This is a genomic window from Actinomadura barringtoniae, assembly GCF_017573505.1.
Taxonomy (GTDB): Bacteria; Actinomycetota; Actinomycetes; order Streptosporangiales; family Streptosporangiaceae; genus Spirillospora; species Spirillospora barringtoniae.
Map to the genome: position 1 here is coordinate 18,484 of NZ_JAGEOJ010000020.1, position 14,240 is coordinate 32,723.

The following is a 14,240-nucleotide window of genomic DNA, read 5'->3' on the forward strand; positions in this document are numbered from 1 at the left end:
GAGGGGGTCCAGAATCCGGCACGAAGGAGTCACTTGACATGGCAGTCGGCCGCCCGAACCTGTCCCCCAGTCTGGACGATCCAGAAGCGGACGACGGCCGGGCGGTCCGTCCCGGCACGGTCCGCCGCATCCTGCCCTATGCCCGCCGCTTTCGCGGGCTCATCGCGCTGGTCCTGCTCGCGACCGTGACCGACGCGGTGATCACCGCGACGAGTCCTCTCATTCTCAAGGCCTTGATCGACGAAGGAATTCGCCCCGGCCGCCTGTCGGTCGTGGTCGCGCTCGCGTTGACGATCGCGGGGCTCGCCCTGCTGGACGCCCTCATCGTGTTCGCCCAGTCATGGTTCTCAGGCCGCGTAGGCGAAGGTCTCGTCTTCGACCTGCGGACCTCGGTCTTCGACCACGTGCAGAGTCAGCCGCTCGCGTTCTTCATGCGCGCTCAGACCGGAGCCATCGTCAGCCGGCTCAACCTGGACATCATCGGCGCACAGCAGGCAGTGACGACGATCCTCTCCCAGACCGTCTCCACCGTGCTCACCCTTGTGATCGTGCTGATAGCGATGTTCTACCTGTCCTGGCAGATCTCGATCGCGGCACTGATCATGATCCCGCTGTTCCTGTACCCGGCCAAGGTCTTCGGCAAGAAGATGCAGGGCCTGGTCCGCCAGGAGATGCAGTACGACTCCGACATGAACTCCATGATGACCGAGCGGTTCAACGTCGCCGGCGCCATGCTCGCCAAGCTCTACGGGCGCCCGGCCGAGGAGTCGGCGACCTTCGCCGACCGGGCCGGCAGGATGCGCGACATCGGCATCCAGACCACGGTCTACAGCCGGATCTTCTTCATCCTGGCCACCCTCCTCACCTCCCTGACGACCGCCCTGGTGTACGGGATCGGCGGAAAGCTGGCGGTCGACGGAACCCTGGGCATCGGCACCCTTGTCGCGATGGTCACGCTCCTGATGCGCCTTTATGGTCCGGTGAACCAGCTCTCTGGAGTCCAGAGCAGTCTGATGACCGCCCTCGTGAGCTTCGACCGGGTCTTCGAGGTTCTGGACCTGCGCCCCCTTGTGGTCGACGAGCCCGGTGCCCGAGCCATGCCGGTCGACGGCCCCCGCGAACTCACCGTGCAGTTCGACCGGGTCTGCTTCAACTACCCCCGGCGGGAACAGGTGTCCATCGCGTCACTCGAGCCGGAGGTCGGTCACGGGACCGAGGGGGCCGACACCGGATGGACTCTCGAGAACGTGAGCTTCACCGTTCCCTCCGGCACCCTCACCGCCCTGGTCGGACCTTCGGGCGCCGGAAAGACGACCATCACCCAGCTCGTCCCACGGCTGTACGACGCCGACGAGGGCAGCGTCCGCATCGGCGGGTGCGACGTCCGTGCACTCACGCTCCGCTCGCTGCGGGAGAACATCGGCGTCGTCACCCAGGACGCCCACCTCTTCCATGACACCATCCGAGCCAACCTGGTCTTCGCTCGCCCCTCCGCGACCGACGCCGACCTCGCCGAAGCGTGCAGAGCGGCCAGGATCTGGGAGACCATCACCGACCTGCCCGACGGCCTCGAAACGGTCGTCGGCGAGCAGGGTTATCGGCTGTCCGGTGGCGAGAAGCAGCGTCTCGCCCTGGCACGCCTCTTGCTGAAGTCGCCGCCGGTCGTCGTGCTGGACGAGGCGACGGCGCACCTCGATTCTGAAGCCGAGGCCGCCATCCAGGCCGCTCTGGACACGGCCCTGGCCGGTCGCACCTCGATCGTCATCGCCCACCGGCTTTCGACTGTCCGGCACGCCGACCAGATCCTGGTGGTCGATCAGGGCCGGATCGTCGAGCGCGGCACTCACGAAAGCCTTCTGGCCGACGACGGCCTGTACGCCCAGCTCTACCTCACGCAGTTCGCCGCCCACGCCAGTGCCGACAGCGCCGCGGAGCTGGACGGTGTGGCATCCGGGGAGGCTGTCGACACCACCGCGGCTGATCCCGCCTGAGCGTAGGTTCCGGCAGAGTTTTACCTCGGACTTCCTCCAGGGAGTCTCGCCTCCAACATCGCCCATGCTGGGCGCACAACGGCGCACACACGCAAGCGGCCCGGGACTCTCGCCCCGGGCCGCTCCGCTACGCGCTCAACTACTTCATCGCCAGCGCCATTCCTGCTGCCCGAAGAGATGGCCGGCGGGGATGTTCCGGTCCTTGCACCATTCGAGGAACTCATCGATCTGCTTCAGCTGATAGGTGTCCTCGTTGTACGTCGTGGCCATGACGTGGCCGAGCCAGGGCTCCTCGCCCATCGCGTAGATGTAGGCCTCCGCCGCACCCAGCTCGGTCATGATGGCGGCGGCCTGTTCGGCGTTCGAGCCGGACAGTTTCCGGGAGTTGCTCATCTTCTTGGTCACGGGCTTGGTGAGCAGCGCCTGGTAGAGCCAGGTGAGCGGGGCACCGTCGCACTCCATGCCCAGGAAGGCGTAGTCGGCGGTGCCGAGATGGCCACGCACGAAGCGGTACAGCTGGGGGTCGATCCCCGAGGAGTCGGCTCCGACGAACACCTTCTTGCCCGCGAGTTCCACCCAGTAGGTCGACTTTCCGCGGATATCGAGGTCGCAGTGCTCGCCCAGGAACGGCGTCGCGACGATCTTTCCGCCGGGAATGGGAACCTCGTCGAAGATGTCGACCTCGGTAACGGAGAAACCGAACTGGCGCAGGAGCAGCCCCATCGCTGGATCCTCCAGGTTTCCGCGCGACGAGCGCGGCACGACGACCGTGCCGATCCGGCCGCGAAGCTGCAACAACGTCTCCAACACGATGTGGTCCTGGTGAGCATGGGTGATCACCACGACATCGATGAAGTCGGGCAGGTCGTCAAGGGTGTAACGGTCCCCCGCGTCGCTGTCGGCGCTGATGAACGGGTCGGTGACAACAGACGCTTCCGGCGACTGCAGCACCAGGCAGGCGTGGCCGAAGTAGCGGATGCGCCCGCCGGCGTCGATGTGACGATCGGCGGCCATGCTGGGGCGTTCGGAGAGCAGGCCGAGCAAATGGCGGAACTGCGCGTCGTCGGAGATCTCCAGGGCCTCGCGTAGAGATCCCGGAGTCGTCGGCCGGATGCGCGCCAGGAACAGCTGTTCCAACCCGGAATGACGGAACGGGATGTCCAGTTCAAGGACGTCCGCGGAGGCCAGGCGCGGCGTGCTGAGGATGAAGGGGCGCTCGACACCGGGCTCCAAGGACAGCTGGACCGACTGCCGGGACTCGTCGTAGATCGGGCTCTTGTAGACGACCGGCTCCATGAACCTCATCGAGGGCTGGTTCTCGGTGTCGTACACCAGTTCCACCAAGCCGTTGAGTTCCGTCGGCAGCTTGGGGTAGAGAGGTGTGAGATCGAAGCCGGTCGCACTGGAGCGGAGGAGCTCCTGCCCCTCGGCGACGGCGGCCGCGAAGCGGAGCATGTCCGCACGGTCGCGCTTGATGCCGTTCAGAAGGTCCTGGATCCGGGACGCCTTGTCTTCCGCGATGTTCACGAAGTAGCCACCACGCAGTTCAGGATTGCTGCTGGCGGAGACGTGCAGTTGCGGCGCCTGTATATACGACTCGAGCATCGGGACCTGCAGAAAAGCGAGATTCATGGCGCCCTGCACGGGCGCCACAGTGTGGGGCCACGCATAGAACCGGTCCACCAGCGGTTCCACGATCGCCTTCGACCGCAGATACATGGGCGTTTCAGTCATGGCGAATTCCCTTTCGTCCAGGGTCGAGGGAACGAAAATCTTCCGCGACGGCGCGGCGATGACGGGAATAGCGTGTTGCATGCCACAGAAGATTCCCCGCGCGGAAACGTGTTCTCGATGTACAGTATCCGTGGCAGCCTGGGATAAATACAAATAAATATAGGTGACCAAAGTCGATACAAAAGTGTCAGCCTCGACCGCGGTCAAGGTCGCGGACGTCAACTGCCGGGCACGTGTTCCGGCCGAGTCCGCTCGTCGAGTTCCTCGGCGAAGCCGTGCCACATATCGGAGTACTGGCGGGCGAGTTCGGCCACCGCCGTCCCCCAGTGGGCCGGGACGGCCTCGAGCAGGTTCGTCCATTTGGAGAGGTCCAGAGTGTTCTGCCGCAGGAGCCGCAGCAGCTGCCGCCCCTCCTCCTTCTGGCGGATCGAAGGGTCACGCCAGAGCTTCTCGAGGACCATGGTGGGATCGACGGCCTCAATCCGACCGCTCGGCTTCAAGCGTGCGTGAGGCAGTTCCTCTGCCCCGTATTCCCGCTCGTCGTCGGAGAGCAGGTCGTCGGCCGGGTCCATTTTCCGGCCGGCGGGCGAGCCCGGCTCCGGAGGGTCCGCCGGAGGGGGCGGAGTCGCCGCGGAGACCGGCTTGCGGTTGGGGAGCACCGCGGACTCGCCGGCGGCCAGCCGTTTGCGGACGTCACTGACGGTCGCGGGCGAGATTCCAGCGATCCGGGCCACTTCCCTGAGCGACGCGTCAGGACGCTGCGTCAGCACCTCGACGGCCCGCAGCCGGCCCTCGTCGCCATTGACCGGCCGGACCCGTCCGTCACGACCGACCCGCGCGTTCAACTGCTGTCCGGCCTCCGTTGAACGGCGGATCTTCGCGATGGAACGCGTCCCCATTCCGACGGCCAGAGCGATCGCCCGGTCCGACATGTGCGGGTGCGAGTCAATGATCTTCTCGGCCGCGGCCAGGCGGTCGGCCGCGCTCAGGGGAAGCCCGTGGACGGCGTTCGCCTCCACCGCCCGCAGGAAGGCGTCCTCCGGCTTCCCGTCGAAGAACTCCACCGCGATCGTCGACTGACCGCGCAGCAGAGCGGCCAGCAGTCGGTGAGTTCCGTCAACGACTCGCATCGTGCGCCGGTCGACGAGGATCGGCGGCAGCGGTGTGCTCAACTCGGCGAGCCGCGTGACGTGGGCGCTGTCGATGCCGCCCGAGCGCGGCGACTCACCCTTGTGGAGCTCGTCGATGGCGACCATGGTCACCTCACGGTCCGGCTTCTCGCCCACCCTCTCGATCTGACGCGAGCGCGGATCCGCGGGCCGCACCCTCGGCTCCCCCTCGACCGAGGAGAACTCAGCGTTCTTTCCCATCGTTCATGCGCCTCCGAAAGCCGAATCGAACAAATCCACCCTCCTGAGACTCTGTTGGGCTCGTCCGCGCAGCTGCTGCGACGTGCTCTCACCAAATCCTCATGTAGTACGCGTTCCCGTCTGTCAAGTCATCGGCTCGACGGCAAGCGACTTCAGGCGACCTTCCCCCGATCGTTCAGAACGAGAGAAGCCATGAAGACGTGCCGAGCGACCGCGCCCAACGAAGATCCCACAATTCCACAAGTTATGGTTCAATCACATTTGTGTCTAGAGTTACGATTTGTAAGCTTGCGTGTACAAATCCCACCCCGGGTGCGCTCCCGCCCCCGCCGTCCAACTGACGTCGCCTTTCTGGACCTCGGCGGAGTAATGGCCGAGAATCCCGTGGGGCGCCGTTCGTGATCGACTGGGTCTGTTGCCTATCCTGACAGCGGCGTTAAAGGATGACCTGGGCTGCCATCCCTTCGCATGCTGCCCCTCGAAGGCGACCTCCAGGGTTACTGCCTGATTCGACCATGCCGCTGCGAAGAAGGTGCCATGAGCATTGATCTGACCTCTTTCTCCTCTCTGGTGGCCGCGGTCCGCGATCAGGTCCACACACAGCCGGACGGCACGGCGCTCACTTTCCTGCATGATCCTGATCGGCCACGTGATGGAGGCACCACGGACTGGTCGTATGCGCGCCTCGATCAGGAGGCTCGGGCTAGGGCGGCCTGGCTTCAGGACCGGCTGGCTCCGGGCTCACGCGTCCTGCTGCTGCACCCCAACGGCACCGAGTTCGCGGCCGCCTTCTACGGCTGCCTCTATGCGAACATGATCGCCGTCCCGGCCCCGTTGCCCGGGCGCCACCGCGGTCGGGAGCGCGTCGCGCGGATCTCGGGCCAATGCGAGGCCAGTGCGGCCCTGACCACGGCGGCGAATCTCGGGAGCCTGCGCGCGTGGGCCGTCGAGACCGGGATCGACATCCCGATCGTGGCCGGCGACGCGGAGCCGCTGGCCGACCCGGCCGACTGGCGCCCGATCGACACCGACCGGTCGGCGATCGCTTTCCTGCAGTACACGTCAGGTTCGACCGGCGACCCCAAGGGGGTGAAGGTCAGCCACGAGAATGCCCTGTGGAACGGCCAGGCGACCGCGCGGTCGGTCGGATGGCCGGACTGGATGCGTATGGGCGGCTGGCTTCCGCTTTACCACGACATGGGGCTGGTCCAGCTGCTCTATTCGACTGCCCTCGGTGGCGGTTGCGCCCTGATGGAGCCCTCGGCGTTCATCGGCAGGCCGGCACGCTGGCTCCAGGCCATCGACGCACTCGACATCCACGTCGGCTTCTCTCCCAGCTTCGGCTATGACCTGTGCGTACGGAAGGTCGCCGACGAGGAGGTGTCCGGCCTGGACCTGTCCCGCTGGCACGTGGCCGGCAACGGATCGGAACCCGTGGATCCGGCGGTCATGCGGGCGTTCAGCAAGAAGTTCGCCCCCGCGGGATTCAGGCCGGAGAACTTCGCACCCGTCTACGGCCTTGCCGAATGCACGGTGTACGTCTCCGGACGGCGCGACCGGCCTCCAGTGGTGCGAACGCTCGATCTGGACGCGCTGACGCAGGGCGAATTCGTCCCGGCCGAGAACGATCGCCCGGGTCGGGAGGCGGTCAGTGTCGGACCACCCACCGACGCGTGCGAAGTCCTCATCGTGGAGCCCGAAACATGTGAGGTGCTGCCCGAGGGGCGGCTGGGTGAGATCTGGTTGCGCGGGACGAGCGTGAGTCTCGGCTACTGGCAGCGCCCCGACCCGGAGGGGCGGGTGTTCGGGGCCACCACGGCGGACGGCCGGACGGGCTTCCTGCGGACCGGCGACCTCGGCGCGCTCCAGCAGGACGAGCTGTTCGTCCAGGGACGGATCAAGGACCTGCTGATCGTCCGCGGGCGGAACGTGTTTCCTTCTGACATCGAGCACGAACTGCGCGCCCGCTTCTCGGATCTAGGCCGCGTAGGGGCGGTGTTCGCAGCGATACACGAGGATGATCCAAGCGCGGACGACGCAGGCTCGATCGTCGTCACGCATGAGGTCGACGGCATCCCGCCCGACCGGCTGCCCAAGCTGGCCGCCGAGTTGCGGCACTTCGTGATCCGAGAGTTCGGCGTGGACGTCGCCTCCATCCTTCTGCTACCGGCCGGCACGGTCGCCCGTACCACCAGCGGAAAGGTGCGGCGCTCGGAGATGCGGGAGCGCTTCCGCGAGGGCCGGCTCCAGGCGCTGTACCCGCCGACGCCGGCCGCCTGAATGGTCCGTCCGATGATTCGAGAGCACGAGGTGCCGTCCATGACCGCCCTGCCGACCACCAGTCAGACCGACATCGAGACCTGGATGGCCGACTTCCTGGCCGATCGGCTGGGGCTGCCCGCCGCCGAAGTCGACCGGCATGCACTGATGACCGACTATGGGATGGATTCAGTGACCGCCATCAGCATGCTGGAGGAGCTGACGGCCGTCGTCGGTCTCGAGATCGACCCCGACGTCATCTGGGACTTTCCGACCATTTCAGCCCTGGCCGGGTACGCCCATGAGAGATCGTCTCAGACCTCCGAGCCCGGCGTCATGAGACCCACCTCGTAGGCCAGGACGATCGCCTGGGCACGGTCGCGCAGATCCAGCTTGCCCAGAATTCGGGTGACGTGCGTCTTCACGGTGGTTTCGCTGAGCTGAAGGGTCTGTGCGATCTCGGCGTTGTTCTGGCCCCGGGCCAGGACCGTCAAGACCTCCAGTTCCCGGGCCGTCAGCGCGGACAGGTCGTCGGGGAGGGGAAAGGACCGGCGATCCCGGCGGGCATAGCGCTGGATGAGCCTGCGGGTGATCGCCGGTGCGAGCAGGGCGTCGCCGGTCCGCACCAGTCGCACCGCCGCGACCAGTTGTTCCGGTGAGACGTCCTTGAGGAGGAACCCGCTCGCGCCCGCGGCGATCGCGGCGTAGACGTACTGGTCGAGGTCGAAGGTCGTCAGGATGACGATGCGCGGGGCCGGGCCGGCACGGCCAAGGATCTGCCGGGTCGCCTCCAGCCCGTCCAGCCGCGGCATCCGGATGTCCATCAGCACCACGTCCGGGTTCGTTCGGCGAACGAGTTCGACCGCTTCCTGGCCGTCGGCGGCCTGGCCGACGACCTCGATGCCGTCGGCGGCCAGGATCATGGTGAACCCGGTTCGTGCCAGTGCCTGGTCGTCGGCGATGACGACTCGGAGGGCGTCGCTCATTCGGCGTCCGTCGGGATCCGCGCCTCCAGGCAATAGCCGCCGCTTGGCGGGTGTTCGGTCTCCAAGGTTCCTCCGTAGATCCCGATGCGTTCTCGGAGTCCGACGAGGCCGCGCCCGCTTTCCATGCCGTCCACGCTGGTGCGCTGGATGTCCTCGGTGCCGTTGGTGTTGGTGATGCGGAGCCGGATCGCTTGGGAGAGGTATTCGACAAGCACGGTGACCTGGGAGCCCGGGGCGTGCTTCAGGGTGTTGGTGAGCGCCTCCTGCACCACCCGGTAGGCCGCGAGGTCGACCCCCGGCGGTAGCGGAGTAACGGTCCCGGTGACCTGCAGTTCTATGGACGCGCCCGCGTCGCGGACCCGGCCGATCATGTCTGCGACCTGGTCGATGCCCGGCCGTGGTGCGAGCATGATCTTCCCCCCGTCGTCCCTGTCGTCCCTGTCGTCCGGGGCTGTGTCGGGCGGCTCGATCTGGGCTTTTCCGTCGTCCATCGTGAGCAGCCCCATGACGTGCCGTAGTTCGGTCATGGCGGCCCGGCCACCGCTCTCGACGGCGAGCAGCGCCTCGCGGGCCAGTTCGGGTTGGCTGTCCATGACTTTACGGGCGGCGCCGGCCTGTATGACGATCACGCTGACGTTGTGGGTGACGACGTCGTGGAGGTCGCGGGCGATGCGCGACCTTTCTTCCTCGGCGGCGCGCCGGGTGGCGAGTTGCTGCTGGAGTTCCAGGGCGCGGATCTGCTGTCTCCAGGTGTGGATGGCGACCGTCGCGAGCACTACCGGTACCAGGAATCCGACCATGAGTATGCCGGGACGTACCGAGGTCAGGTTGGACCGGTAGTCGGCCAGCAGTGCCACGGCGCCGAGCAGGATGCTGCCGATCGCCGGCAGCTGGTACCGGCTGTGCATCGCGGCGCTGTAGGCCGCGATCACCGTGGCCACCACCAGGAATGTCGGGTCCACGCCCGGGGTGTGGCGGCTGAAGTGAACCACGAGCAGGACCAGCCAGAACGTGGTCAGCGGCACCCGGCGCCGGAACACCAGGGGTACCGCGGCCGCGAGACCGATCACGATCCCCCACGCCCGCCTGGAGCTGGCAAGAGTCGCCGTGGAATCGGCCACCTCGCCGTGCACACCCGCGCGAGCGGCGATCAGGACCGCGACCAGCAACGCCAGCCCACCGTCCAGCAACAGCACACGACGCGTCACTGGCTTGGCGGGACCACCCGGACGCCCCAAAGCGGCGATACCCGCGCTCCATCGACCAAGGACTCGGTGCACGATGACAGTGTCGCAGGGGCACCCGCCGGCACGCATCGCCCGCCGTGACCAGGCCGCCGGTCAAAGCGATGTACATCTTAAGGATGACCTCGGACCTGGTTCCACATCGCGGACGACGCGGCGGCCGATGATCCGCTCCTAGCGTCGAAGCATGGAGAAGACGACCAGCTCGGGGGCTGGCCCCCTCATTTCGATCAGTCATCTGACAAAGCGCTATGAGGCAGGGGATCCGGCGCTGAGCGACCTCACCGTGGAGGTTCGGCGAGGCGAGGCGCTGGCCGTGCTGGGGCCTTCTGGCAGTGGCAAGTCGACCCTGCTCAACATGATCGCGGGACTCGACCGGCCCGATGAGGGCACGGTGACCGTGGACGGCGTCCGGGTCGACCAGCTCGGTGAGGCCGGCTCTGCCAAGTACCGGCGGGCCACGATCGGCATGGTCTTCCAGTTCTTCAACCTCCTGGACGACCTGACCGTCCAGGACAACGTGCTGCTGCCGGCGCAACTGGCGGGCATGCCCCGCGCCAAGGCCCACGAACGCACCCTCGAACTACTGGCCGACCTCGGCATCGAGCAGTACCGGGGCACCTTCCCGGGGCGCCTGTCCGGCGGTGAGCGCCAGCGCGTCGCTCTGGCCCGTGCGCTCATGAACCGCCCGCCCCTGATCCTCGCCGACGAGCCGACCGGTGCGCTTGATCGTGCATCGGCCGGCAGCGTCGTCCGGCTCATCCGCGAGCTCAACGAACGCGGTCAGACCATCCTGTTGGTCACTCACGACACCGGCCTGGCGGCGAGCTGCGCCACGCGCACGATCGAACTGGTGGACGGCCGGATCGCCCGAGACGACGCGGCGGTCACCAGATGACCGGGGGCCTCGGCACCATCGTGCGCGCGGGCGTCGGGCGCCGACGCGTCCAGACCGTGGTCATGGCCCTCACGACCACCCTCGCAGTCACCGCGTCCGTACTGGCCGCCGGCCTGATCGTCGCTTCCCAGGGCCCCTTCGACCATGCGTTCAACCAGAAGCACGGAGCCCACCTGGCGGCGCGCTTCGACTCGGCGCGGATCACCTCAGCCCAGGTGTCCGCCACCGCGCGAGCCCGCCAGATCACGGCCGCGGCCGGCCCCTACCCGATGGTGTCGGTCAAGCCGACCCCGGTGGACACCGACGGGGGCCTGCCGCCGGGCATCCAGCTGACGGACCTGACGGTCGTGGGTCGTCAACCCGGCGGCCCCGTCGACGACCTGACCCTCACCAAGGGGCGCTGGGCCGCCAGGCCGGGCGAGATCGTGATGAGCGCCCACAACGAGCCCTTCGTCCTGGGCAACACCATGCGCTTCCCGGGAGTGCCGGGCGACCCCCTGTTCAAGGTCGTCGGCATCGCCCGTTCGGCCAGCGAGACAGCAGACGCCTGGGTTCCGCAGACGACGATTCCCTCGCTCACGGCCTCCGGCAGCCGGCCGCACTACCAGATGCTCTACCGGTTCAAGAAGGCTTCGACCAACGCCCAGCTGGACGCGGACCGGACCGCAGTCAACGCCCTGGCACCCGACAAATCGCTGGTCGGAGTGCAGTCCTGGCTCAAGGTACGGCTCGCCGCGACCCGTGTCGCGGCGACGTTCGCGCCCTTCATCGTGGCGTTCGGCATCCTCGGTCTCGTGATGTCGGTCCTGGTCATCGGGATCGTCGTGGGCGGCGCGGTGGCGGCCGGCACGCGTCGCATCGGGATCCTCAAGTCGCTCGGGTTCACACCCGGTCAGGTGGTGCGGGCCTACCTGGGGCAGGCTCTCATCCCCGGTGGTGGGGGAATCCTGCTCGGTCTGATCCTCGGAAACCTCGTGGCGATCCCGGTGATGGGCGACACGGCAGAGGTGTACGGCGTCGGCCGAGTCGGCATCGCCCCCTGGGTGGACGTTCTCGTCGCGGCGGTGGCCCTTCTCGCCATCGCCGCCAGTGCCTGGGCTCCGGCTCGCCGAGCAGGGAACCTGCGCACCGTCGAGGCCATCGCCGTGGGTCGGACGCCGAGTGGTGACCGGGGTCGTGTGGCCCGGCGGTTGCTCGGGCGGCTTCCTCTCCCCCGCCCGCTGACGCTCGGCCTCGCGACACCGTTCGCGCGCCCCGGTCGCTCGGCGACGATGGCGGTCGCCGTGGCGATCGGAACGATCGGCGCCACGTTCGGAATCGGGCTGGCGCTCTCCCTCAACGGCATCCAGAGCGGCATCAACCTCCGAGCTCCTGGTGACGTGGTGGTCAGCGACCTGACCTCGCCCGTGAACACCGAGAAGGTCGACGCCGCGATCACGCGGCAGTCGGGCACCGCACGGTGGTTCAACAGCGCCGAGGCGAATCTCGGGGTGGCCGGTCTGGCCGGCTCGACCACGGTGATCTCCTACCAGGGTGATTCCTCCTGGGCGTCATGGCAGATGATCCGAGGACGCTGGTTCCACGGGCCGGGCGAGGTAGTCGTAGCGTCAGGTTTCCTGCATGCGACCGGCACCCGCATCGGCGACAGCATCACGCTCATCAACGGATCCCAGTCGTCGGTCGTCAAGATCGTGGGAGAAGCCCTGGACGTCCGCCAGGAGGGCATGCTCATCGTGCTCGACCGGACGTCGATCTCCGCACTGCAACCGCAGATAGACCCTCTCTCGTACCGGTTCAATGTCCGCCTGAAGCCGGGGGTGAACCGTGACGACTACATCCAGGCGGTGAACCGGGACCTGGAACCGTTCGGCGTCTCGGCAGCCCGGAACAGCAACAAGCTCAGCGACACGGTGGTCTCCATGGACGCCCTGGCCGGCGCCCTCACCGTTCTCCTGCTCTCCGTCGCCGGTCTCGGGGTGCTCAACACCGCGGTCCTCGACACCCGCGAACGAGTACACGATCTCGGTGTTCTCAAGGCGCTCGGCATGTCACCGCGGCAGACGATAGCCATGATCATCACGTCCGTGGGCGGTGTCGGTCTCATCGCCGGCGTGGTCGGCGTTCCCATCGGCGTCGCCGTCCACGGTGTCGTCCTCCCGATCATGGGCCGCGCCGCGGGAACCGACATTCCGGCCGTCGACGCGGCGGTCTACGACCCGCCGCTCGTGATCCCGCTGCTCCTGGGCGGACTGGTGATCGCAACCGCGGGCGCTCTGCTACCCGCCGGGTGGGCGGCTCGCACCCGGACCGCCGTCGCCCTCCGCACGGAGTAACCGCCTCAGTCCATTCGATCCGTCTGGGGGTCTGATGAGCATCCGGAACGTGAATCACACCGACATCGAACCAGCGCTCCGTCCAGACCAGGCAGCTGACCGCGGCCAGCTTAAGCGCGGGCCAAGAAAGGTACCGGACATGCTGGACTTCAGTCTGCTCTTCTTCGCCAACCGGGAGTCGGAGGATCCCTCTGACGAATACGGACTCCTGCTCGACTCGGGTCAGTTCGCCGATGCCAGCGGGTTCCGCGCCCTGTGGTTGCCCGAGCGGCATTTCCACCCCTTCGGCGGCTCCTTCCCGAGCCCGGCGCTGGCCGCGGCCGCGCTGGCGGTGGCTACGCGCAATGTCCGGCTCCGCGCCGGCAGCGTGGTACTGCCGCTCCAGGACCCGCTCAGGGTCGCGGAGGACTGGGCCTTTGTCGACAATCTGTCGGGTGGCCGGGTCGACGTGGCCATCGCCACCGGCTGGAACGCCAACGATTTCGTCCTCGCACCCGAGCGCTATGAGAACCGGCGGCAATGGACCTTCGAGACCATCGATCTCCTCAAGTCGCTGTGGTCGGGCAACTCGGTGGTCCGGTTGAACGGAAAGGGAGAGCGTGTCGAGATCAAGACCTATCCCCGGCCGGTGCAGCGTGAGCTCGACCTGTGGATGACCTGCTCCTCCGATCCGCGGACCTTCGTGGAGGCCGGTATCCGGGGGATGAACGTCCTCACCGCACTGCTGTTCCAGAGTGTCGACGATCTTGCACCGAGGATCGAGGCCTACCGGGAGGCTCGGGCCCAGGGCGGCTTCGATCCCGACACCGGGACCGTCACCGTCATGGTGCATACATTCGTGGGCAAGTCGGACGACGAGGTCCGCGAGATCATCCACGAACCGTTCGTGGAGTACCTCCGCAGTTCGGTCGACCTCTGGCGCACCAAGTGGGCCGACCTCGGCAGCGTCCCACACGACAAACTGCTGAAGTACGCCTTCGAACGGTACTTCCGGACGTCGGCGCTCTTCGGATCGGTCGAGCGATGTGTCGCCTTCGCAGACCGGCTGCGCTCGATCGGTGTCAACGAGCTCGCCTGCTTGATCGACTTCGGCGCGGGAACGAACGAGACATTGGACGCGCTACCTCATCTCGCCGAGGTTCGCCGCCGCACCCAAGGACACTCGGCGTGAAACGCTGGGGCCGCCCTGGGCCGCGCGCAGACCGACGCAGGCCGGAGGCCCGATGATCCGGAGACCCGATGAGGCGGTTGCCTCCGCTGCCCACGAGGATTGCAGCGGCGTCCTTGGGGCTGAGGATCTTCACTAGAAGCGCAGGCCACAGTAGCGGCAGATCTGGGTCAGACCGCTCGCCGGATTGCCGGAACTCGATTCCACGATGACGGAAATTGCCGAGGACTCTGGACCCCAAAATTGGGCGTAAGTCG

The 14,240-nt window shown here is 67.2% G+C and carries 10 protein-coding genes; 6 read left to right on the plus strand and 4 right to left on the minus strand.

All coding sequences use genetic code 11. The features are described 5' to 3' along the window. Positions 1-38 precede the first annotated feature (38 nt). On the plus strand, positions 39-1,991 hold the full coding sequence (locus J4573_RS39720; protein ID WP_208261310.1) for an ABC transporter ATP-binding protein: 1,953 nt from the start codon (positions 39-41) through the stop codon (positions 1,989-1,991). A gap of 144 nt (positions 1,992-2,135) precedes the next feature. Here the strand turns inward: J4573_RS39720 and J4573_RS39725 are convergent, their stop codons facing one another. Further along, on the minus strand, positions 2,136-3,806 hold the full coding sequence (locus tag J4573_RS39725; protein ID WP_243774337.1) for an MBL fold metallo-hydrolase: 1,671 nt from the start codon (positions 3,804-3,806) through the stop codon (positions 2,136-2,138). 137 nt (positions 3,807-3,943) lie between these two features. Then, on the minus strand, positions 3,944-5,011 hold the full coding sequence (locus J4573_RS39730; protein WP_208261311.1) for a ParB-like nuclease domain-containing protein: 1,068 nt from the start codon (positions 5,009-5,011) through the stop codon (positions 3,944-3,946). A gap of 552 nt (positions 5,012-5,563) precedes the next feature. On the opposite strand from J4573_RS39730, the gene J4573_RS39735 reads away from it, so the two are divergent. Both J4573_RS39735 and J4573_RS39740 read left to right on the plus strand, forming a co-directional pair. Then, positions 5,564-7,375 (plus strand): fatty acyl-AMP ligase, encoded by a 1,812-nt coding sequence (locus tag J4573_RS39735; RefSeq protein ID WP_208261312.1) that lies wholly within the window; start codon positions 5,564-5,566, stop codon positions 7,373-7,375. A gap of 39 nt (positions 7,376-7,414) precedes the next feature. Further along, the gene (locus tag J4573_RS39740) at positions 7,415-7,708 is read left to right on the plus strand and encodes an acyl carrier protein (protein ID WP_208261313.1); all 294 of its coding nucleotides are present in this window, start codon (positions 7,415-7,417) and stop codon (positions 7,706-7,708) included. On the opposite strand, the gene J4573_RS39745 is transcribed toward J4573_RS39740, so the two are convergent. Then, complete coding sequence (locus J4573_RS39745) at positions 7,669-8,340, minus strand: response regulator (protein WP_208261314.1); 672 nt, start codon at positions 8,338-8,340, stop codon at positions 7,669-7,671. The genes J4573_RS39740 and J4573_RS39745 overlap by 40 nt on opposite strands. After that, positions 8,337-9,548, minus strand: coding sequence for a sensor histidine kinase (locus tag J4573_RS39750; RefSeq protein WP_307797278.1), 1,212 nt, complete (start codon positions 9,546-9,548; stop codon positions 8,337-8,339). The genes J4573_RS39745 and J4573_RS39750 overlap by 4 nt, the downstream gene beginning before the upstream one ends. A 223-nt stretch (positions 9,549-9,771) precedes the next feature. Here J4573_RS39750 and J4573_RS39755 point away from each other — a divergent pair, with 223 nt between their 5' ends. From J4573_RS39755 to J4573_RS39765, 3 genes are read left to right on the plus strand one after another with little or no spacing between them, the layout of a single operon-like run. Continuing rightward, on the plus strand, positions 9,772-10,482 hold the full coding sequence (locus J4573_RS39755; RefSeq protein WP_208261316.1) for an ABC transporter ATP-binding protein: 711 nt from the start codon (positions 9,772-9,774) through the stop codon (positions 10,480-10,482). Next, a complete protein-coding gene (locus tag J4573_RS39760; RefSeq protein WP_208261317.1) occupies positions 10,479-12,815 on the plus strand; it encodes an ABC transporter permease in 2,337 nt (778 codons plus the stop codon). Before J4573_RS39755 ends, J4573_RS39760 begins: the two co-directional genes overlap by 4 nt. Positions 12,816-12,864: 49 nt before the next feature. Beyond that, positions 12,865-13,986, plus strand: a complete 1,122-nt coding sequence (locus J4573_RS39765) for a MupA/Atu3671 family FMN-dependent luciferase-like monooxygenase (protein ID WP_208261318.1) — start codon at positions 12,865-12,867, stop codon at positions 13,984-13,986. Positions 13,987-14,240: the final 254 nt, after the last annotated feature.